The following is a 20,231-nucleotide window of genomic DNA, read 5'->3' as shown; positions in this document are numbered from 1 at the left end:
TTAGAGTGCAGCCAGTCGGGCTTTCGCCGCTTGGTACTCTTTGATCAAGCGTGCTACGCGGTCGCCCGCAGATTCTACTGACTTAACCGCCCCAATACCCTGACCGCAGCCCCAAATGTCTTTCCAGGCTTTAGCGTCGGTGTTACCGCCCGACCCGAAGTTCATCGCTGACGGATCACTCACGGGCAAATTGTCTGGATCCAAGCCTGCGGCGCGTATGGAAGGCTTAAGGTAATTGCCGTGTACACCGGTGAATAGGTTGCTGTAGACGATGTCATCCGCTGCGTAATCAACGATCGCCTGCTTGTAACCCTCGTCGGCATTCGCTTCTTTGGTTGCAATGAAAGCTGACCCGATGTACCCCATATCTGCGCCCATGGCCTGCGCTGCGAGCACAGCGTCTCCGGTCGCGATTGACCCTGATAATAACAGTGGACCGTCAAACCACTCGCGTATTTCTTGAATCAAGGCAAAAGGTGACAAGGTTCCTGCGTGCCCACCCGCGCCGGCGGCTACGGCAATAAGGCCATCCGCACCTTTCTCAATCGCTTTGCGGGCAAATTTATTATTAATAATGTCATGCAATACGACGCCGCCATAACTATGGATGGCCTCGTTAATTTCAGGTTTGGCGCCTAACGAGGTAATAATGACCGGCACTTTGTGTTTTACACACAGCGCTAAATCTTCCTGCAATCGGTCGTTAGACCCATGCACAATCAAATTGACTGCGTAGGGCGCCGCGGGAGCGTCAGGGTTAGCCGCATCATGTTCTGCAAGCTCTGTTGTGATGCGAGTCAACCACTGATCTAGCACTTCAAGGGGACGCGCATTTAAAGACGGAAATGAACCGATCATTCCCGCCTTGCATTGTGCGATCACGAGGTCTGGGTTGGAGATGATAAACAGTGGCGACGCAATGGCTGGAATGCGTACCTTGTCCTTCAAAATTGCGGGTAAACTCATGGCCTGTCTCCTAGGTGGTTTTAGAATTTGCTCAACTATGCAACAAATTGCATAATGAGTCTACCGATAAATGGAGTTTTAATCGTCACATGTCGCTTGCCCACGCCATCATGACCGCTGTTTTAGATGACGAGCTGACTGGCTATGAGCTGGCCAAGCGGTTTGACACCAGTCTTGGCTTTTTTTGGCAGGCCTCGCATCAACAAATTTATCGAGAGTTGAGGACACTCAGCGAGAAAAACTTCCTCACCTCGCGCGCCATATCGCAACAAAAGCGCCCGGATAAAACCGTCTATCGTCTTACCGATGAAGGCCTCGAACACTTGCAGGCATGGGTGCATAACACCACCAAGCCCAGGCTTGCCAAAGATGAGCTGTTTATCAAACTCTACAACTTGTCAGAGGACAACCTAGCCGCTCTGATCGATGAGGTGCGAGAGCGTCGTGAGCACGTGCAGAGAAATTTAAGTTTGTACTGTCGCATCCGTGAAAAAAGCTACGCGAATTTCTCGGAGTTGAGTACGCGCATGAAAGGTGTTGCACTTGTGCTAGACGCTGGTATTCGCGATGCCGAATCGATACTGCTATGGTGTGACAGTGCCCTTGAGCGCTTGGGTAAGATCAAGGCTGGGTGACCGGTTGTTTTCCTCTCCTTGCGCCTGGGGCATAATGGCGGAATCTGGCATTGAGGTAGTGTATGTATCTTGACTATTTTGGTTTGGTTGACGCGCCGTTCTCGATCGCGGTCAATCCGCGCTACCTGTATTTAAGTTCACGTCACAAGGAAGCTCTCGCACACCTGTTGTACGGTGTCGCTGGGGGCGGTTTCGTTATTCTGACAGGTGAGGTAGGTACCGGTAAGACCACATTAAACCGCTATTTTTTGGCGCAGCTGCCAGACACGACCGACATCGCGATGATTCAAAATCCTGCCTTATCGTCGCAAGAGTTTTTAGCCTCTGCCTGCGATGCCTTTGGTATCGCCGTGGACGAAGACGCCAGTCTGAAGGTGTTGACCGACAAGCTGCGTGCATTCTTGCTGCAAAATCATGAGCAAGGCCGACGCAGTATTTTGATGGTGGACGAAGCACAGCACCTTGAATTGGATGTCCTAGAGCAGGTTCGGCTCTTGACTAATTTAGAGACAGACACCCAGAAGTTGTTACAAATTGTACTGATCGGTCAGCCTGAGCTGATGGCAAAGCTGAATAAACCAGAGCTCAGGCAGCTGAATCAGAGGATCACGGGCCGCTATAAACTGGGCGCCTTGACGCTTGACGAGACGCGCGAGTATGTCGAACACCGCCTCTCAGTCGGGGGAATGGCGCCTGGTGTAAGCCCCTTTAGTGATGCCAGCATTCGCGCGATTCATGAGCTTACCGGCGGGGTCCCTAGACTAATCAACCTGCTGTGCGATCGCGTCTTGGTCGCCTTGTTCGCCAAGCAAAAGCGCAGTGCCGACAAAAAGCTGACGCACTTAGCGGCTCAAGAATTGTGGCAAACGGATGGGGAGGTTCAGGTGCGGACCGATGAGGCCGCGTCTTCGAGGCGTCCTTGGGCGATCTTAGCAGGTGCGGGGGCAATAGTCCTCGTAGCGGTACTGACTTGGTATTGGGTTCAGCGCGACGTCAGTGTCGCAAGCTCGTCACCACAAGCTTCGACCCAGCCTCTCAACGACGCTGACGTAGCCAAGGCTGAACCGATGCCGATTCGTGCTTTTAATCAATTGAAGCAAGTGCTTTGGCGTGCCTATGATGGCTACGGACAAGCTTGTACCAACGATGCACTGTTGCGTTGTGTCGAGGCCACACAGGGGGATTGGCAGAGTATTGCCCGCTTAAACCGGCCGGTTATCCTCCATTTGCTGACGCCTCTGCGCGAGCGACACTTTGTGCTCGTGGATACTGTGCGACTCGATAATGGGCGAGTGTCCAGTGTGACGCTGGTCTCGGATGACGGTGGTGTGCAGGCTGAACTTGATGAGTTAGCAGCTCTGTGGACGGGCGACTATTTTTATATTTGGCGTCCTCCGATGAGTTTTGACGCGGCAGTCGGGTTGGGTTCAATCGGTTTGGACGTAGTCGACATAGCTCAACGTTTTGGGCGCTACGACAGGACTAATCAGGTGCTCGCGGACGAGGTATTTACCCAAGCCCTGCATGAGCGGGTGATTCAATTTCAGGCGGAGCAGGGTTTGACAACGGATGGTATGGTCGGTCGTGAGACCTTGGTTGCTTTGGCTGCGCAGATGAATGAAAGACCGACTGCCGCTAGCGTATTAGACGCTTGGCGAGATTCGTAGCCTATGTCTCTTGTAAGCGATGCGCATCGTCGGGCTAATGGTGAAATGGTCACCACACAAGGGCCGCCTCCATCGATTTCGGTATCATCGTGGGCATTGAGTATTGTGCTTGCAGCAGCAATCGGGAGTGCAGTGACGGTCTGGTTTGTCAGCACAGCGTTCACCCCTGATGGTAACGTGGTCGTTGAGCCCACGCCGACGCCTGTGATCCATAATGCCGTATCGAATGCAAATCCGGCGGCGTCTGGCAGCGCTGATTCAGCAGAGACGCGGACGTCGGCTGAGCCTTCAGAGGCTCTTATGGCTTTGTACGATCGCGCCAGAGCAGAGCGAGCGAGTTTTACTCAGCGATCTGTTGAGTCTGAGATGCCCGAGAGTTCGATGCAAAACGCCACAAATTCAGCCCAGGAGCCATCGCAGTCTGAGCTTAGTGTGCCAGCTAAAGCGAACATGACACCCGCTGGCATAGACGAGAATCAGCTGCTCGCTCGCGCACAAAGCTTGTTGGCGAGCAGTCAGCGCGATGCGGCACTCGCAAGCGCCTTACCCTTGCTCGATTCTCTAAGCGACGAGGCCAGGAATAGTGTGCCGACGTTGTTGTACAGTGCGCACGATTACCAATCCCCAGGCGTGAGCAAGGTGATGATAAACCGCGAATGGTGGTCTGAGGGGCAGCAAATTAGCGGCATCAAAATCATTGAAATCCGTGAAAAAAGCACCGTATTCGAGACTGGAGATGGCACGCGCTTTTTGTTGCCGGCACTCAGCAGCTGGGTAAACTTATAGCAACCAGTCGCTGCTTCTTGGTAAGCGTTTCGGAATGCGCGCCATGATTTCGTAACCGGATAATTCATTGTGGTTGGCTAGGGCATGAAGCGTCATGTGTTGGCCCCATACTTCGACCAAGTCGCCCGCTTTTGCCGCAGGTATGTCGGTCACATCAATCGTTAGTAAATCCATTGAGACTCGACCGACCACTGGGGCAAATTGATTGTGGAGCCAGACCTTGGTCCCACTCTTTATGGATCTTGGGTACCCATCGGCGTAACCGATAGGTAGGGTAGCAATTTTTGACGCTCGCTCGGCGCACCAAGTGCTACCGTAGCCGACGCATTCGCCCACAGGCAGCGATCGGATACTGTGAATACGAGTGTAAACACTCATGACCGGCCGCAGGTTGTCCTCGATATGCGCCAGCGGGCTTCCTCCGTAGAGTGAGTAACCCGGTCTTACCCAGTCCAAATGCGTATTAGGGTGCATAAGGCAGGCCGGTGAGTTGGCCGCACTCATCATGAGCTTGTGGCGCTCCCCCAAACGAGTCAGTCTGGCGAGCTGTAAGGCGGTCTTCTCAGCATCGGTATCGGCGTCCGAGAAGTGCGTAAACAGAACAGTATCCTGAGGTAAGCGGTTATCGCGACACAGCGCGTTGAGCTCTGTTTCTGATAAGCCCAAGCGGTGCATACCGGTATCGACTTTTACCCAGACAGTGGGTCGTTGATCGAGCGGTCGAGCCAGATAGTCACGTACTTGCCACGTGTTGGTGAGTGCGACGGTCAAGTCGTGTTGATACGCCGCATTGAGCTCAGCGGCATCGAAGGTGCCTTCAAGCACTAAAATCGGTGCGGTTGGGTTGATGGCTCTTAGCTCAAGACCTTCGGTGCAGTGAGCCACCGCGAATCCATCGGCGATGTTGGACAGAGCGGGCGCGATAAGTTTAAGGTCATGCCCGTAAGCGTCGGCTTTGACGACACACATGAGTTTGCTGCCGAGGCAGTGCTGCTTTAGCCATAGCGCATTGGCGCGAAGCGCCTCAATATCGATATAAGCGAAGGTTGGGCGTGTCATGCGTACTCGTATTTGTGCCGCTGGAACAGATCAATAACACGTGCCCACATTGGGCCAATCTCTCCGTTACCAATGACGCGCTCGTCGATTTGGGTTACCGGCGCCAGCTCTCTCGTGGAAGAACTCAGCCATACTTCGTCCGCGTCCAGAAAATCCTGCAGACCAAGATCTTGCTCTAAGACGGTGATCTTGCTGTGGTCTCGAAGGACATCAATGACTAAGCCTCGCGTAATGCCAGGCAATAAGGTGTTGTCCAAAGCCGGGGTAAAAATCACGCCATTTTTAACGCAGAACACATTGCTGGCGGAGGCCTCCGTGATTTTTCCTGAGGGCCGATACAGTAAGGCCTCGTCAAAACCCTCATCAACGGCGTATTGGTAGTGCAGAACGTTACCCAGCAGTGCGGTGACTTTTACATCACAATGCAGCCAGCGAAGATCTTCCTGAGATTTTAACTTCAGGCCCATGCTAGGCCTGTTGGCGCTGGAGGGCGGCGCAGGTATTTGGAAACTGTAGGCAAACTGAGTTGGGCTTAGACCGTCACTGTAAGTGTGATGACGCTTCGCTGCGGTGCCCCGTGAAATGTGCAGATAAACGCCACAATGCTCTGTGGGTGATTCCTGTGCAAGCGTGCGAATAATGCCGGCCCAGTGGCTGTCGTCATGACCTGCTTTTATGCCGATTGCGCTTAAGTTGCGCTGTAAACGATCGATATGCCGCTGCAGTGCAATCGGTTTGCGATTGTGGCACGGAATGACTTCATAGATACCGTCGCCAAACAAGAAGCCTCGGTCCATGGGCGAGATCTGCGCTTCGTTTTTTGGTAGGTAATGACCGTTAAGATACGCGAGTTCAGGTTGTGTCATTAGGAGTCCTGCTCTGTGCTAAAAATGTTTATTAGCGCATCAATCAAACGATTGCCGCTACCCAATGTCAGTCCATCCTCGGTCGCAGTGGTTTTGTGGGTGACACCATCGACAGCACCATGCTGGGTCAGCCATTCTAACAAAGGTCTGTGCCGCAGATCCTGTAAAAACGGCTTGTCCGACCAGTGACCCAAGAAGCCCACGAGGGCATAGGCTCCCCAGTTGCTCACGTCGGCAATGACGAGCTCGTTACACCGACCCACCGCTTGCTTTATGGGTAGATCCGCGGCGACAGCGTCGATGTTCCCCATGCCCGCCTCGTTACCACCGTCGCCAATGCCTATCGTGGGGCAACCTTGGGTCTTCATAAAACTTTCGAAATTGCCACACTGCGCTGATATGTCAATGCCTCGGATATTGTAATAATGGCCGTCTGCCGCGGCTCCGGGGACCTCAATCGCGAGAATCAAGTCGGGGTTGATCCTCCCCAAACTTTCTTCGCAGTGTCGCTGCTGCTCGCTGGCGTGTGCTGCGTGCAGCGCTAATACTTGATGCGTTGGTGCAAGCACAGCGGCTAATGCGGGTGGTCCTGCAAGCCAGACTTCAGCGCCCAGGCTTTGCAGAGCTTCGTACAGTGCCATTGCGCCAGCCGGCCCGTCTGTCTCAAAGGTATTGGATACAGGGAATCCTGTGCCGATAAGAATTGTTTGATTTCGATGTTCCCAAAGTTGCTGCGCTGCGCGAGCGCAGTAGCCTGGGGTTAGCTGCGGACGAAGGCGAGCCATGCCTCGGGGATTGTGCGCTACCAGCAGTTCTTCAACGCGTCTGCTTAATCTCAATGACTCTTCAGTTAACACAGTGATCCACCAAGTCGCGAAGTTCTGTCAGTGCTGCTAAGGCAGAAGGGCTGTCGCCATGCACGCACAAGGTTTCGGCCCGAAGGTTTATCGCTGCGCCGCAATCGCTGATAACTCGCCCCTCTGTCATCAGCCGACGAGCCTGGTTTAGCATTTCAGACTGGCTTAATACGGCGCCTGGTTGTGATCGCGCAAGCAGAGTCTTGTGTCTGGTGTAACGACGATCCGCGAACGCCTCAAACAGTAAATCCACGCCCACATGAGCGGCCTGTTCGCGCATCGGGTCGGTGGTCGCCCCAGCCGGCACCATCAGTTTGAGTGCGCAGTCTTTTGCGACCTGTAGCAAGGCCTTGAAGGTCTCTAGCTGGCTGAGCATGTCATGGTAGAGCGCGCCGTGGGGTTTGATGTACGTGACCTGTGTTTGAAGCGTTGTGGCCATGCCGGCTAACGCTGCCGTCTGATAAAGAATATCGTTGTACAGGTCTTGGGGCGCGATTCGCATTGATCGCCTGCCAAATCCGACGCGGTCGGGGTAGGAAGGGTGTGCCCCAATTTCCACTTGGTGTTTTTTAGCCAGCATTAAGCTCGAGAGCATGGTACTCGGGTCGCCAGCGTGAAATCCACAGGCAATATTGGCTTGGTCTATCAAGGGCATAATGTGTTCATCGTCGCCGAGATGCCAAGCGCCATAGCCTTCGCCTAGGTCGCAATTTAATTTAAGTCGTGTCATAAGGTCGCAAGCTCTGCATTGCGCAAATCGGTGACTAACATATGACCGGGTGCATGGGTTATCGCACATGGAATTTTCGCGGCCCGCAGAGCCTGCTGCGGTGTGACGCCGCAGGCCCAAAAGACAGGGATCTCACCCTCGCGAATCTCGACCTTGTCACCGTAGTCTGGTTTGTTGATGTCATCAATCCCGATGTCTTTGGGGTTGCCAAAGTGAATCGGCGCACCATGCACGGCGGGGAAGCGGCTGCATATTTGAATCGAGCGAATGGTATGCGCCACGCTCAGAGGCCGCATGCTGACCACCATATTACCGCTAAAGGGCCCGGCACTTTGGCAGGCAATGTTGGTGTTGTACATTGCAACGTTTCGATCCTGTTCGATATGGCGCAAGGGTATGCCCGCTTGGAGTAGGGCGTCCTCGAATGAGAAAGAGCAACCCAAGCCAAAGAAGACCCAATCTTCCTGCCAATAGTCTCTGATGTCTTGTAGTTCTGCAGTTGGACTGCCATCGACAAAAAGTTGGTATTTTGGGCAGTCGGTGCGAATGTCAAAATCCCCCAGCAAAGGCACATTTGTCTCGCCTGGGTTCGATTGCCCAATGATGGGGCACGGTTTGGGGTTTAGAGCGCAGAACCTTGCGAAGTCAGCCGCATAGGCTTCGGGCAAGGCGACGATATTGCATTGCACATAGCCATCGCACACACCCGCAGTGGGGCCTGTCCATTTACCTGTTCGGCACAGTTGTCGTAAGTCACTCGGTGTCATAAGCTAAGGGCTGAGCAAAGAAACCAAAACGTTATCAGAAGCGCCGAGTTTTAGACAGTACTTGCCGCCAAAATTCGTGACGCGTAGCACTTGTGCTATCGATCTCTCAGACATTGGATAAGGATAAGATCATGCCGCATATCTCAGTAACCGCTGAACAAACACCGTTAAAGCCAGCCGTCATCATGGCCAACAGTGGCGAAATCACCACCTATGAAGAATTCGATCAGCACTCAAACCAAGTGGCGCAACTGTTCCGTACTTTGGGTGTGCACGCGGGTGATCACGTTGCTCTGATGATGGAAAACAATGCGCATTTTCTTGAAATTTGCTGGGGTGCCTATCGAAGTGGGGTGATTTTTACGCCGATAAGTACACATTTAAAGGCGGAAGAAATCGCCTACATACTCCAAAACTGCGAAGCCAAAGTCTTCGTCATTAGCCATCGTTTGCGGGACCAAGCGGCAGATTTGTTGCAGGTCGCCAGTGGTATCGAACACCGCTACATGTTCGGCGGTATCGCAAAAGGCTACGAGTCGTGGGATGAGGTGTTGGATCAAATGCCCCGCGAACCGATCGATGATCAAAGCAAAGGCACGGCTATGCTGTACTCATCGGGTACCACGGGTAAACCAAAAGGTGTGTTGCCGGTAACACCTGATGCGGCCTACGATTCCCCGCATCCATTGGGGGCTTCTCTGGGTGTGTTTTTCGGTTTTAGCGACGAAACAACCTATTTAAGCCCCGCGCCTTTGTATCACGCGGCGCCCTTGCACTACAGTATGATGACGCAAGATATGGGCGGCACTGTCGTCGTCATGGAAAAGTTTGACGCAGAGGCCGCGCTCGCTGCGATCGAACGCTATGAGGTGACCCACAGCCAATGGGTTCCGATTATGTTTGTGCGTTTGCTAAAACTGCCCGCCGAGATTAGGGCTAAGTACGATCTGTCGACGCACCGTTTTGCAATTCATGCCGCTGCGCCTTGTCCGGTTGAGATCAAGCAGCAAATGATCGACTGGTGGGGGCCCATCATTAACGAGTATTACGCCGCGAGTGAGAGTATTGGGGCGACTTTGATTACATCCCCCGAGTGGCTCGAACACAAAGGCTCGGTGGGGCGTGTCACCGCAGGTAAGCTACACATTCTGGATGATGACGGCAACGAATTGCCTGTGGGTGAGGTTGGTACGGTGTATTTTGAGGCTGCAGCTACGTTAGGAGCGCGCTTTGAGTACTACAAGGAACCTGAAAAAACGGCCGAGGCGTATTTGAACGACGCGTTGGCGACCACAGGTGACGTAGGTTACGTCGATGAGGAAGGCTATTTGTATCTTACCGACCGTAAACACTTCACCATTATCAGCGGTGGCGTAAATATTTATCCCCAAGAGATCGAGAATACCCTCATCAATCACGACTTGGTTGCAGATGTAGCGGTCTTTGGTGTGCCCGATGAAGAGTTTGGGGAGCGGGTGCACGCAGTTGTTGAGCCTGAAAATTGGGTCGACGCTACAGACGAGGTCGCCATCGAGCTGGTAGAGTGGCTTAAGGAACGTTTGTCGTCGATAAAAGTGCCCAAGGCTATCGATTTTATGGAGAAGTTGCCGCGGATGGATAACGGTAAACTGTATAAACGTCATTTGGTTGATGCCTACAAGGCAGCGGCCAGAGCAGACGATACCAAAGCCCAATAGAGCGAGAAGAGTATGTCGAAGAAAACTGAGCTGAAGGCGCAAGAAGAGGCTCTTGCCACCGCGCTGAGCTATCCCGAATGGAAGAGCGCGGCGCAACGGCACGATGAGCTATCTGGCGCTTTGCGGTGGCGTCAGCGCGATCAGTCCAGCTTGTACGACTTCGCTCAAATTCGGCTGCGACTGGATCGACTGCGCGCCTTGCGCGTCAAACAGGATTATCACGGGTTGCTTTTTACGCTTAATGAAGGCATTCATGGCAATATGGGCGGGATGGGGCGCAACACCCTATATCAGCGTTCTAAGTTTGGCACCAAAACGCTGATCGAGCAGTATATAGAAGAAATCAGCGACGCCCTTGTTACGCTTGCTGAGCTCGATGATTCGGTGATCAGCGTGGAAGAAAAGCTCGATTTCTTTTATCGCGCCAACATTTGCTATGGGCGCTCTGCCCTAATGCTCAGTGGCGGTGGCGTTCTTGGGTTTTATCACATGGGCGTAGTGAAAACGCTGTTAGATCAAGGTCTGCTGCCCCGCGTTATATCGGGCTCCAGCGCCGGGTCTTTAGTGGCGGGCATCATCGGCACGCACAGCGACAAAGCGTTAGAGCGTTTTTATGACCCGAATTTGATTCGGCACGAGGCAGAAAAAGAAGCTGGCGTCTTAGCCCGTCTGTTCGGCGGTGGTGCGAGCATCGATATTAGTGAGCTCCGGGACATTATTGCGCGTCTGATTCCCGATATGACGTTTCAGGAAGCCTACCATTTGACCGGACGGCAAGTAAGTATCACGGTAGCGCCTGCAGAGCCGCATCAGCGGTCGCGGCTGTTAAATGCAATTACCTCACCCAATGTGTTTATTCGGTCTGCGGTTGAGGCCTCTTGCGCCGTGCCGGGCGTTTTTCCGCCCGTCATGCTGATGGCTAAGAATGTGCACGGGGAAGCACAACCCTACCTGCCGTCGCGGCGCTGGGTGGATGGTTCCATCGCAGACGATTTGCCCGCGAAGCGACTGTCGCGGCTGTACAGTACCAATCATTTTATTGTGAGCATGATCAATCCCTTGGTGACGCCATTCCTAAAACTGCGAGGGCCAGAGGATCGCTCAAGATTGCGAAAAGCGCTGGGCGATTTGGGTGTCGGGGTGTCGCGTGAAGTCTTAAACTTTTATCGTGGTATTGTCCAGAAAGAGGGCGATCGCTGGCCGCGCTTGAATTTGTTGGTTAACGGCGTTCACAGTTTGATTGACCAAGATTATAGTGGTGACGTTAACATCGTTCCGAAATTTCAGTGGCGCAACCCGGCCAAGCTGTTAGCACACATGTCAGAGCAAGAACTGCTGGAGTTGATGCAGGCCGGTGAGCAAGCCACGTTCCCCCACGTCGAGACTATTCGTACTTGCACGCGGATATCTCGCTTGATGGAGCAAATCCTCGAGCGCTTTGAGTCTGGCGATCTCAAACCCAAAGTGCTCGTGAAAAGGCCCAGAATGGCACGGCGTCGACCCGCGCCTCGAGTCGTTAAAGCCGCGTAGGTTTAGGGGATCAAACTCACGCCCATGGCCGCCAGTGGGTAAACCAAATCGCCTCGGGCATCTGCCTCGGCGCTCGAGGCCGTGCCTATTTGAGCGCGTTTGCGAATACCTTGAACAATGGCTGCGAGGCGGAACAAAGAAAAGATCAAATAGAAATTCCAGTTCTGAATTTCTGTTCTGCCGGTCCGTTCACAGTACTTAGCAATGTACTCTTCATTACTGGGAATGCCTAAGGCAACGCGGTCGACATCGCTCAAGCCGCGCATGCTCCCCTCTGAGGGCAGCATCCACGCCATGCACTGGTTTGCTAGGTCAGCAATCGGGTTGCCAAGCGTCGATAGTTCCCAATCCAGTAGGGCAATAACTTCGGGTTTGTCATGGGCAAACATCATGTTGTCTAGACGATAATCACCGTGAACTAGCGATACCGAGCCATCATCTGGCGGCATGTTGTTCACCAAATATTTCATTAGCGTTTCCATGTCGGGGATGGTATCGATCTCGGAGGCACGGTACTGTTTGCTCCAGCGGCTGACCTGGCGTTCGAAGTAATTTCCCGGTCGTCCGTAATCACTCAAACCGACGGCCTCTACATTGACGTTGTGTAAGGCCGCGAGCGTGGCGTTCATGGAATCATAGATACTTGCGCGCTCTTGAGGGGTTTCAATTTCGGGAAGGGTTGGATCCCAGAGTATTCGCCCTTCCTTGTATTCCATGACGTAGAACATTGAGCCAATGACAGCGTCGTCTTCGCACAAGACATAAGCGTGGGGCACCGGTACGTCGGTGCCCGCCAAGGCGCTGATGACTCGGAATTCACGATCGACAGCGTGCGCCGATTTCAGGAGCTCGCCTTTGGGTTTGCGACGCAATACAAAATGCTGGTCGCCACTGGTCAGCTTAAACGTAGGGTTCGATTGTCCGCCGGCAAACTTTTCGGCTTGGAGGTCGTCGCCCAGCCCAGGAATGTAATCTTGTAGATAGTCGCCCAAGCGTTTTGTATCGATATCGTGATTGCTCATACCGCTTCCTATTGTTATGCAAGCCCCCGAGTTTAGCATTGATTTACGGTGCTTGGTAAAGTGCGAATTCGGGGCAAAGGCATTGCAGGGGCGATAGGGTGCAGGTATGCTCGCTGACAATAAAAATAGGAGATAATCGTGTTTGATGTCTTAAATACTGTCTGGGAAGAAATGGTTGCTGAGGGCGGCCCTTTTGAAATTGTTAACCGTGAAATCCACGGTGCGCTGCAGCGAGACTTTAAAACGGCACCCCCGAACTTAGCTGCGTTTTGGCAGGCAACCGAAGCGCATGGTAACCGCGATTACTTGGTCTATGAGAACGAAAGAATCACCTATGCGCAGGCTCACCAGATCACACGCTCGATAGCCCAGTATCTTCACCAGAAGGGAGTTAAACCGGGCGATCGCGTCGCGATTGCAATGCGTAATTATCCCGAATACATGCTCATTTATTGGGCGATAGTGTCAATGGGCGCGAGCGTCGTTGGTATGAATGCCTGGTGGGTCGACGACGAGATGACCTACGCGCTAAACGATGCAACACCCGTGTTTGCATTTATGGATAAAGAGCGTTTGGAGCGTTTCGAGCGCATTCGCAGCCAGTTTCCCGATTTGCAGGTGGTGGCAGTTCGTGTCGCCGATGCTGATCTCGGGTGCGCCAGCTCCTACAGTGAGGTACTAACTGCGGATTCAGTTTGGCCAGAGGCGTCACTCGATGGCGATCAAGACGCTTGTATATTCTACACCTCGGGTACGACTGGGCGCCCGAAAGGTGCTCAACTAACTCACCGCAGCTGCATCGCGAACGCCTTGAATATGGTCTTCATGACAGGTGTTCAGGGTGAGGCTTTACGCCGCATCGCAGGCGCACAGCCCAGCCCACCGTCGCCGCCTCCCGTTGCATTGGTCGCTACACCGTTGTTCCATGTGACCGCCAATAATTGTGTCGCGTACTTGGCAACGCTTGCTGGAGGTACACTCGTACACATGTACAAGTGGGATGTGGTCGAAGCGATGCGTTTGATAGAAGCGGAGAAAGTTACCGCCCTCAGTGCGGTGCCCGTGATGTCGCGCGAGATTATTTTGCACCCTGATTTTCACAAGTACGATTTAAGTAGTCTCAGTACCATGGGTGGCGGTGGTGCCGCCTTGCAGCCCGATTTGGTGCACAAAATCGATCAAGAAATGTCTACTGCAAGGCCCAACACGGGGTATGGGATGACCGAGACCTCGGGCATTATTACCTCAATGGGCGCCGATTTTTTCGTGGCAAAGCCCGCCAGTTGTGGTCGTGCTGTGCCCACCTTAGAGGCTAAATGCGTCAACGAAAAAGGTGAAGCACTCGCGGCCGGTGAAGTTGGCGAGCTTTGGGTCCGAGGGTCTAATGTCATCAAGGGCTACCTCAATCGGCCTGACGCGACTGCTGACTCAATCACCGACGGCTGGTTGCATACCGGTGATGTCGCGTACCTAGATGAAGACGGCTGCATTTTCTTGGTGGATCGCGCCAAAGATATGGTGATTCGCGGTGGCGAAAACGTGTACTGCGCTGAAGTGGAAAACGCTGTGTTCTCGCATGATGCGGTAGCAGAGTGCGCTGTGTTTGCGGTGCCTGATGAGCGCTTAGGTGAAGAGGTGGGTGCCGCGGTTTACTTGCGTCCTGGACATGCTGTGGGTGCCGATGAGTTAAAAACCCACGTCGCGTCTCAGTTGGCACCTTTTAAAGTGCCCAGACATGTCTGGTTCGTGTCCGATCCCTTGCCGCGCAACGCGAATGGTAAGTTCGTAAAGCGCACCCTGCAGGAAACTTTGGCCTTAGCAGATGCTCAGTAGCTGTGCACTATAACCCCTTGCGATAGGTGTAAGGGGTGACTCCAGTCCAGGTTTTGAACGCTCGGATAAACGCACTGGATTCCGAGAATCCGGTGCGGTAAGCGATTTCCTCGATCGATAAGCCCTGTTTTCCCAATAAGTGGAGCGCATAGTCACGCCGCATAAAGGCTTTGATTTCACTAAACGAGGTGCCCTCGGAGTCCAGTCTTCTGCGTAATGTTTGGGTGTGAATGCCCAGCTCCAATGCGACTTTTTCCAGCTCTGGCGGTTGGTCTATGCTGCGTCGAAGAATACCGTAGACTTTGCCCGCCCAGCCGCTCGCGGCGTGGCTTTGCGTAAGCATGATTAGATTAGGGTGTCTAGAGTAATGCCGAAGCGATAGCGGTGTCTGCTCGATGTTTGCCAGTAAAGCCTTGCGGCTTAACACCAGGGTGGATGATTCGGCGAAGCTTACGGTCGCACCCAAAAACATACGGTGGTAATCCTGCTGGGAGAAGCGTTGTGGAGCCTGCAAACAGACTTTATGAATCGGGACAAACGCGTTCCCGAGCCAGCTGAGATAGCGATGACAATTAAACAAAAACGTATGATCTAAGAAGTTTCTGTTCGGGGCAGACGATAAATGTCGCAGCGTAATCGACGTATCTTTGGAGCTACTGCGCGTGTCGCAATGGATGTCAAAATCAAATAATTGATAAAACTGGCAGAGTCGCTCAACTGCCTCAAGTAGGGTGCCCGCACCGATCGTGGCATGACACATCATCGCCCAAGTACCTAGGGGTAGAGGCCTGACATGATAACCCAGACTTTCGTCCTTCATAGCGCGCATCGTGTGGGTTTGTAAATCCGCAAAGCGCTCCATAGAGATGCGTGCGTCGGGTTCTAGCAACAGTCTTGGGGATATCCGATTTTTGATCAGGAGCTGGTTTGGATCAAGCCCGGCTGCGACCGCGTTAGCGAGCGTTGCGTGAACAAAATCTACCGATATGGAGAGTTTTCTGAGCATGCTTTGAACTTTTTCTGAGGCAGTTTGTTAGTTTATGTCAATTTACCTGTATTTCTTTGTCATTGCAGGCTTTTGTTGTGTTTCTTATTGTCGCTGGCTGAAACTAATCCACGAGGACCCACTATGTTACCCAGAGCTTTTACCGAAGAGCAGCAGATGTTTCGTGATGCCTATCGAAAATTTTTGGCAGCGGAAATCGTACCCCACATGGAATCGTGGCGAGATCAGGGTCGAGTCGATCGCTCAGCGTTTGAGGCCGCTGGGGCGCAAGGTTTTTTGATGGTTTGGCCAGATGAGGCTTATGGGGGAATGGGCGACGATGATTTTCGTTTTGAGCAAGTCATTATTGAAGAAACCGCCTATGCACGTTGCGGTGACTGGTACAACACCTTGCATTCGCGCTTGGTGGGCCCGTACTTGACTCGATTTGGCAATGAAGAGCAGCGTCAGCGGTTCTTGCCCAAAGCGGTTCGAGGGGAGTGCATCATGGCGATCGCTATGACGGAGCCCGATGCCGGCAGCGACTTGGCTGGCATGAGAACGACGGCCGTAGAGCATGATGATCACTGGGTCTTGAATGGCTCCAAAACCTACATCTCGAACGGGATAAACGCTGACTTAGTATTCGTCGCAGCCAAAACTGATCCAGAGAATAATCCGCACCACATGACCATTTTCATGGTTGAACGGGGCATGGGGGGTTTTGAACGAGGACGAAACCTGAAAAAGATGGGTTTGAAAGCGCAGGATACCGCCGAGTTATTCTTCAATGATGTGAAGATACCTAAGGCCAACGTACTCGGCGAGGCGGGCAGAGGATTTATTTACCTGATGGAAGGCCTGGCCGAAGAGCGCTTGATTGGCGCGGTGGGCTATTTGGCTGCGGCGCAATTGTCGTGGGATCTGACCTACGATTATGTGAGACAGCGTAAAGTGTTTGGTAAGGCTCTTGCTGCTCATCAGAATACCCAGTTCAAAATGGCGGAAATGCGAACAGAATTAGACCTAGCACAAAGCTATGTTGACCAGTGCGTTGCCGCGTTCAACGCGGGGCAATTGAGTGCTGTCGATGCTGCAAAAGCAAAATTGGTGACCAGCGAACTGCAGGTGTCGGCCGCTGACTTGGGTGTGCAGATGCACGGTGGTGCGGGCTACATGGACGAATACCCGATCAGCCGTCAGTTTACCGATGCTCGCATCTCGCCCATCTACGCCGGCACCTCGGAAGTCATGAAGATTATCATCTCTCGTGACTGCCTGTCGGATGACTACGTGCCCTTCAATACACGAAATTTCTAACTTTTTAGGAGTCAACAATGGAATTACACGGTAAGGTTGCCATCGTTACGGGTGGCGCGTCGGGACTTGGAAGAGCAACGGTCGAGGCCTATGTGGCTAAGGGCGCAAACGTCGCGATTTTTGATATGAACGAGACGAAGGCGCTAGAGGTTATTGCACAGTGCCCAACAGGCAGTGTAGCGTTTTGGTCTGTCAATGTTGCCGACGAAGACTCGGTTCGCGAAGCCGTATCAGCGGTTGTTTCGCACTTCGGTGCTCTTCATATCTGCAATAACTATGCGGGCATCGGGAATGCGGTCAAGACCTTATCAAAGAAAGGCGTTTTCCCGCTCGACCAGTATATGAATGTGATCAATGTGAACTTGGTAGGTACCTTCAACGTGGCCCGTTATGCAGCCGAGCAGATGGCGAATAACGAGCCTATCAACGGCGATGGCGGTCGGGGTGTCATTATTAATACAGCTTCGATTGCCGCCTACGAGGGGCAGGTGGGCCAGTTAGCCTACAGTGCGAGCAAAGGCGGCGTTGTCGGTATGACCCTGCCCATGGCGCGCGACCTGGCGAGTTACGGGATTCGGGTCAACACCATTGTGCCTGGGTTAATTCATACTCCTTTGTTCGAAGCACTGCCCGAGCAGGCTTATCAATCTTTGGAAGCAAGCGTGTGTTATCCTCAGCGATTGGGTAAAGCAGAGGAAATTGCCCACTTATCGGTATTTATTGCTGAAAACGATTACGTGAATGGAGAGTGCATTCGTCTGGATGGTGCTATCAGAATGCAACCTCGCTAAGGAGAACTTATGGGTCCTTTGAATGGGTTTACGGTCCTAGAATTGGGTGGCATTGGCCCCGCGCCGATGGGCGGAATGATTCTGGCCGATATGGGTGCGGAAGTGATTAGGATTGACCGCAAAGGTGGCATGGATCCGCGCATCATGAAAGATGTGAGTGCACGCGGTAAAAAGTCGATCGTCGTTAATCTGAAAACACAAGAAGGGGTCGAGACCTTTTTGCGTTTGGTTGAAAACGCAGATGTGGTGATCGATCCCTATCGTCCGGGGGTATGTGAGAAATTGGGTATTGGTCCCGACGTCTGCATGGCGCGCAACCCTAAGTTAATTTTTGCCCGCATGACAGGCTGGGGGCAAGAGGGTCCCATGGCACAGTCTGCAGGGCACGACATTAACTACATCTCTCTGACCGGAGCCCTGTTTGCTACTGGGCGACGTGGAGAGCGTCCTGTGCCCGCCTTGAACCTCATTGGCGATATGGGCGGTGGTGGTATGCTGTTAGTCAATGGCGTGCTGGCCGCCTTGCTGGAGGCTTCACAGTCGGGTAAGGGGCAAGTACTCGATGTTGCTATGGTCGATGGTGCGGCACAGTTGATGTGGATGATGCACGGCTTCGAAGCCGTGGGAGCATGGGACGCGACGCAACGCGAGGCGAATATGCTCGATGGTGCGGCGCATTTCTACGACACCTACGAGTGTGCCTGCGGTGGTTATGTTTCAATTGGCTCGATCGAGCCGCAGTTTTATGCTCTACTGATTGAGTTGGCTCAATTGGACGAGGCGACGTTTGCAGATCAGAATAACCCAGCGTTGTGGCCTGAGCTGAAAGCCAAACTCACCGAAGTCTTTAAGGCAAAAACGCGCGATGAGTGGTGCGCGATTATGGAGGGCACGGATGTCTGCTTCGCACCGGTGCTTAGCTTTAAAGAAGCGCCATCTCACCCAGCGAACATCGCTCGGAATGTCTATCAAGAAGTTGATGGGGTCGTACAGCCTGCTCCCGCGCCGCGTTTTTCACGCACACCGTCAGAGATTCGCCATGGTGCTCATGGCATCGGTGAAGACACCGTCTCGGTGCTGCAGGCTATGGGTTTTGCTGCCGACGAAATCGAGCAGCTTCAAAATAACAACAGCGTAGCCTAAAAGGAAATTTATGATGGCCGAATACACAGCAGTTACCGTAGAGCGATTTGACCATGTCGCGCGAGTGACGATGAATCGACCGGATCAGCTGAATGCATTTAATGCCGATTTGCGCTCAGACCTGTTAAAGGCGATCCGCGAGGTCAACGAGGATGACAGCATTCGTGTCGCAATACTCACGGGTGCCGGGCGTGCCTTCTGCGCGGGAGCGGACTTGAGCGAGCAGGTACCTGCGGGCTCCCGCGTTGACGACCAATTGAATCACGAATACAAACCCGCTTTGCTGGGTATCACCGAAGCATCTAAGCCCTGGATCAGCGCTGTCAATGGCGCTGCGGCGGGCATTGGATCCGCTTTTGCGATGGCGTGTGACTTGTCCATCATGGGTGAAAAAGCGTTTCTGTACCAAGCGTTCACCGCGATCGGGTTAGTGCCCGATGGTGGTTCAACCTGGTTGCTGGCTCGAACTGTAGGCCGCAAGTTGGCGTATCAACTGATGATTGAGGGTACCCGAATCACGGGTGATCGTGCGCTTGAGCTGGGTCTGGTGAATAAAGTGGTGGCCGATGATGACCTCCAAGACGCAGCCTTAGATTGGGCTAAAACCTTGGCAGGTAAGTCGCCCTTGTCGTTGTCTTGTACCAAAGAAGCCTTGAGTGCTGCGATGGAATGCGACTTCGGTACAGCGATCTCGGTGGAAGCGGACTTGCAAATGGTTTGTGTTGCGAGCGAGGATGCTAGAGAGGGCGCTATGGCCTTTTTTGAACGTCGCGCGCCGGTTTGGAAGGGGCGATAAATGCCAACGATCTTAATTGATCGTAAAGAAGGATACGCGGTTCTGACGCTGAATCGCCCCGAGAGCCTGAATGCGCTCAATTCCGACATGATGACGGAATTGTGTGTGGCACTGCGCATGCTCGACGACGATGCTGCCTGTTCAGCGGTCGTGCTCACCGGTGCCGGACGAGGCTTCTGTGCGGGATTGGATCTCAAGCTATTAAGTCAGCCTGAAGGCATGGCCGCCTTGGGGATTTCAGGGGCTAACGACATCCACGAGGCATTTCAGCGGTTTTCTAAGCCCGTCATTATGGCCGTGAATGGTATTGCCGCGACCGGTGGTTTTGAACTCGCCTTAATGGGGGATATCCTGTTGGGTTGTGAAAACACCCGCTTCGCAGATACCCACGCGCGCGTCGGTATCGCGCCTGGTTGGGGCCTATCTCAAAAGCTCGCGCGAATTATTGGCCCAAGTCGAGCGAAAGAGGCTCACTATACGGGTAACTTCATCAGTGCCCAGCAAGCGTCCGATTGGGGTTTGGTGTCGCGGCTCGTTGCCGCTGACCGGTTGCTTCTCGAGGCCGAAAAAATTGCCTCAGACATCCATGAAGCCGACAGGCGAATCGTGGGTGTGGTCAAGCAGATGGTTGATCAGGGCTTGGCGGTTGGGCTCAAAGAGGGGCTTGCTATCGAGCAGGCCCTAATGACACAAGCCAATAAGAGTGTTCGAGGCGAACAGGTTGCACAACGTCGCCTCGCGGTGCAAGCACGCGGTCGAACGCAAGTAAACTAAGGCGTCT

19 protein-coding genes are annotated in these 20,231 nt (G+C 53.3%); 11 read left to right on the top strand and 8 right to left on the bottom strand.

The genetic code is table 11. The features are described from left to right. On the bottom strand, positions 1 to 966 hold the full coding sequence (locus tag EYZ66_RS07980; RefSeq protein WP_009574907.1) for an NAD(P)H-dependent flavin oxidoreductase: 966 nt from the start codon (positions 964 to 966) through the stop codon (positions 1 to 3). An 89-nt stretch (positions 967 to 1,055) separates the two neighbouring features. Here EYZ66_RS07980 and EYZ66_RS07975 point away from each other — a divergent pair, with 89 nt between their 5' ends. The 3 genes from EYZ66_RS07975 to EYZ66_RS07965 all read left to right on the top strand — a co-directional run bounded on the left by EYZ66_RS07975 (position 1,056) and on the right by EYZ66_RS07965 (position 4,054). Continuing rightward, positions 1,056 to 1,601 (top strand): PadR family transcriptional regulator, encoded by a 546-nt coding sequence (locus tag EYZ66_RS07975; protein ID WP_009574906.1) that lies wholly within the window; start codon positions 1,056 to 1,058, stop codon positions 1,599 to 1,601. Between the two features lie 62 nt (positions 1,602 to 1,663). Beyond that, positions 1,664 to 3,268, top strand: a complete 1,605-nt coding sequence (locus EYZ66_RS07970; protein ID WP_160195638.1) for an ExeA family protein — start codon at positions 1,664 to 1,666, stop codon at positions 3,266 to 3,268. A gap of 3 nt (positions 3,269 to 3,271) precedes the next feature. Next, positions 3,272 to 4,054: a general secretion pathway protein GspB gene (locus EYZ66_RS07965; RefSeq protein ID WP_009574904.1), complete on the top strand. Its 783-nt coding sequence runs from the start codon at positions 3,272 to 3,274 to the stop codon at positions 4,052 to 4,054. On the opposite strand, the gene alr is transcribed toward EYZ66_RS07965, so the two are convergent. Genes alr through EYZ66_RS07940 form a run of 5 tightly spaced genes read right to left on the bottom strand, consistent with a single transcriptional unit; the run spans position 4,049 to position 8,333 of the window. After that, the gene (gene alr / locus EYZ66_RS07960; RefSeq protein ID WP_009574903.1) at positions 4,049 to 5,113 is read right to left on the bottom strand and encodes an alanine racemase; all 1,065 of its coding nucleotides are present in this window, start codon (positions 5,111 to 5,113) and stop codon (positions 4,049 to 4,051) included. The two genes, EYZ66_RS07965 and alr, sit on opposite strands and share 6 nt — an antisense overlap. Next, a complete protein-coding gene (locus EYZ66_RS07955) occupies positions 5,110 to 5,979 on the bottom strand; it encodes an aminotransferase class IV (protein ID WP_009574902.1) in 870 nt (289 codons plus the stop codon). Before EYZ66_RS07955 ends, alr begins: the two co-directional genes overlap by 4 nt. After that, positions 5,979 to 6,818: a glutamate cyclase domain-containing protein gene (locus EYZ66_RS07950; RefSeq protein WP_139042534.1), complete on the bottom strand. Its 840-nt coding sequence runs from the start codon at positions 6,816 to 6,818 to the stop codon at positions 5,979 to 5,981. Before EYZ66_RS07950 ends, EYZ66_RS07955 begins: the two co-directional genes overlap by 1 nt. A 7-nt stretch (positions 6,819 to 6,825) precedes the next feature. After that, positions 6,826 to 7,566: a 5-oxoprolinase subunit PxpA gene (locus tag EYZ66_RS07945; RefSeq protein ID WP_009574900.1), complete on the bottom strand. Its 741-nt coding sequence runs from the start codon at positions 7,564 to 7,566 to the stop codon at positions 6,826 to 6,828. Beyond that, positions 7,563 to 8,333, bottom strand: coding sequence for a putative hydro-lyase (locus EYZ66_RS07940; protein ID WP_040816066.1), 771 nt, complete (start codon positions 8,331 to 8,333; stop codon positions 7,563 to 7,565). The genes EYZ66_RS07945 and EYZ66_RS07940 overlap by 4 nt, the downstream gene beginning before the upstream one ends. Before the next feature lie 131 nt (positions 8,334 to 8,464). Here EYZ66_RS07940 and EYZ66_RS07935 point away from each other — a divergent pair, with 131 nt between their 5' ends. Then, entirely contained in the window at positions 8,465 to 10,030 is a 1,566-nt protein-coding gene (locus EYZ66_RS07935; RefSeq protein WP_009574898.1) for an acyl-CoA synthetase, read from the top strand. 12 nt (positions 10,031 to 10,042) lie between these two features. Then, positions 10,043 to 11,560: a DUF3336 domain-containing protein gene (locus EYZ66_RS07930; protein ID WP_009574897.1), complete on the top strand. Its 1,518-nt coding sequence runs from the start codon at positions 10,043 to 10,045 to the stop codon at positions 11,558 to 11,560. 2 nt (positions 11,561 to 11,562) lie between these two features. On the opposite strand, the gene EYZ66_RS07925 is transcribed toward EYZ66_RS07930, so the two are convergent. Then, complete coding sequence (locus EYZ66_RS07925) at positions 11,563 to 12,582, bottom strand: phosphotransferase family protein (RefSeq protein WP_009574896.1); 1,020 nt, start codon at positions 12,580 to 12,582, stop codon at positions 11,563 to 11,565. 138 nt (positions 12,583 to 12,720) lie between these two features. Between EYZ66_RS07925 and EYZ66_RS07920 the strand changes: the two genes are divergently transcribed. Then, positions 12,721 to 14,415 (top strand): class I adenylate-forming enzyme family protein, encoded by a 1,695-nt coding sequence (locus EYZ66_RS07920; protein ID WP_009574895.1) that lies wholly within the window; start codon positions 12,721 to 12,723, stop codon positions 14,413 to 14,415. A 7-nt stretch (positions 14,416 to 14,422) separates the two neighbouring features. On the opposite strand, the gene EYZ66_RS07915 is transcribed toward EYZ66_RS07920, so the two are convergent. Next, positions 14,423 to 15,421: an AraC family transcriptional regulator gene (locus EYZ66_RS07915; protein WP_009574894.1), complete on the bottom strand. Its 999-nt coding sequence runs from the start codon at positions 15,419 to 15,421 to the stop codon at positions 14,423 to 14,425. Positions 15,422 to 15,544: 123 nt separating this feature from the next. Between EYZ66_RS07915 and EYZ66_RS07910 the strand changes: the two genes are divergently transcribed. From EYZ66_RS07910 to EYZ66_RS07890, 5 genes are read left to right on the top strand one after another with little or no spacing between them, the layout of a single operon-like run. Then, on the top strand, positions 15,545 to 16,720 hold the full coding sequence (locus EYZ66_RS07910) for an acyl-CoA dehydrogenase family protein (RefSeq protein ID WP_009574893.1): 1,176 nt from the start codon (positions 15,545 to 15,547) through the stop codon (positions 16,718 to 16,720). 17 nt (positions 16,721 to 16,737) lie between these two features. Then, positions 16,738 to 17,511 (top strand): SDR family NAD(P)-dependent oxidoreductase, encoded by a 774-nt coding sequence (locus EYZ66_RS07905; RefSeq protein WP_009574892.1) that lies wholly within the window; start codon positions 16,738 to 16,740, stop codon positions 17,509 to 17,511. A 9-nt stretch (positions 17,512 to 17,520) separates the two neighbouring features. Next, positions 17,521 to 18,654, top strand: a complete 1,134-nt coding sequence (locus tag EYZ66_RS07900; RefSeq protein ID WP_009574891.1) for a CaiB/BaiF CoA transferase family protein — start codon at positions 17,521 to 17,523, stop codon at positions 18,652 to 18,654. Between the two features lie 10 nt (positions 18,655 to 18,664). Next, positions 18,665 to 19,450, top strand: a complete 786-nt coding sequence (locus EYZ66_RS07895) for an enoyl-CoA hydratase/isomerase family protein (protein WP_009574890.1) — start codon at positions 18,665 to 18,667, stop codon at positions 19,448 to 19,450. Next, on the top strand, positions 19,451 to 20,224 hold the full coding sequence (locus EYZ66_RS07890; RefSeq protein WP_009574889.1) for an enoyl-CoA hydratase: 774 nt from the start codon (positions 19,451 to 19,453) through the stop codon (positions 20,222 to 20,224). The last annotated feature ends 7 nt before the right edge of the window (positions 20,225 to 20,231 follow it).

Origin of the sequence: Aequoribacter fuscus (assembly GCF_009910365.1) — a bacterium.
In the GTDB taxonomy this organism is placed as follows: domain Bacteria; phylum Pseudomonadota; class Gammaproteobacteria; order Pseudomonadales; family Halieaceae; genus Aequoribacter; species Aequoribacter fuscus.
This window is presented reverse-complemented; position numbering and strand designations above follow the sequence as displayed.

Excerpts from the sequence above, each read along its gene's own strand:
- EYZ66_RS07940 (WP_040816066.1), bottom strand. The coding sequence starts at position 8,333 with ATGACACCGAGTGACTTACGACAACTGTGCCGAACAGGTAAATGGACA.
- EYZ66_RS07935 (WP_009574898.1), top strand. The coding sequence starts at position 8,465 with ATGCCGCATATCTCAGTAACCGCTGAACAAACACCGTTAAAGCCAGCC.
- alr (WP_009574903.1), bottom strand. The coding sequence starts at position 5,113 with ATGACACGCCCAACCTTCGCTTATATCGATATTGAGGCGCTTCGCGCC.
- EYZ66_RS07975 (WP_009574906.1), top strand. The coding sequence starts at position 1,056 with ATGTCGCTTGCCCACGCCATCATGACCGCTGTTTTAGATGACGAGCTG.
- EYZ66_RS07915 (WP_009574894.1), bottom strand. The coding sequence starts at position 15,421 with ATGCTCAGAAAACTCTCCATATCGGTAGATTTTGTTCACGCAACGCTC.
- EYZ66_RS07910 (WP_009574893.1), top strand. The coding sequence starts at position 15,545 with ATGTTACCCAGAGCTTTTACCGAAGAGCAGCAGATGTTTCGTGATGCC.
- EYZ66_RS07895 (WP_009574890.1), top strand. The coding sequence starts at position 18,665 with ATGATGGCCGAATACACAGCAGTTACCGTAGAGCGATTTGACCATGTC.
- EYZ66_RS07955 (WP_009574902.1), bottom strand. The coding sequence starts at position 5,979 with ATGACACAACCTGAACTCGCGTATCTTAACGGTCATTACCTACCAAAA.
- EYZ66_RS07930 (WP_009574897.1), top strand. The coding sequence starts at position 10,043 with ATGTCGAAGAAAACTGAGCTGAAGGCGCAAGAAGAGGCTCTTGCCACC.
- EYZ66_RS07965 (WP_009574904.1), top strand. The coding sequence starts at position 3,272 with ATGTCTCTTGTAAGCGATGCGCATCGTCGGGCTAATGGTGAAATGGTC.
- EYZ66_RS07945 (WP_009574900.1), bottom strand. The coding sequence starts at position 7,566 with ATGACACGACTTAAATTAAATTGCGACCTAGGCGAAGGCTATGGCGCT.
- EYZ66_RS07890 (WP_009574889.1), top strand. The coding sequence starts at position 19,451 with ATGCCAACGATCTTAATTGATCGTAAAGAAGGATACGCGGTTCTGACG.
- EYZ66_RS07900 (WP_009574891.1), top strand. The coding sequence starts at position 17,521 with ATGGGTCCTTTGAATGGGTTTACGGTCCTAGAATTGGGTGGCATTGGC.
- EYZ66_RS07970 (WP_160195638.1), top strand. The coding sequence starts at position 1,664 with ATGTATCTTGACTATTTTGGTTTGGTTGACGCGCCGTTCTCGATCGCG.
- EYZ66_RS07905 (WP_009574892.1), top strand. The coding sequence starts at position 16,738 with ATGGAATTACACGGTAAGGTTGCCATCGTTACGGGTGGCGCGTCGGGA.
- EYZ66_RS07925 (WP_009574896.1), bottom strand. The coding sequence starts at position 12,582 with ATGAGCAATCACGATATCGATACAAAACGCTTGGGCGACTATCTACAA.
- EYZ66_RS07980 (WP_009574907.1), bottom strand. The coding sequence starts at position 966 with ATGAGTTTACCCGCAATTTTGAAGGACAAGGTACGCATTCCAGCCATT.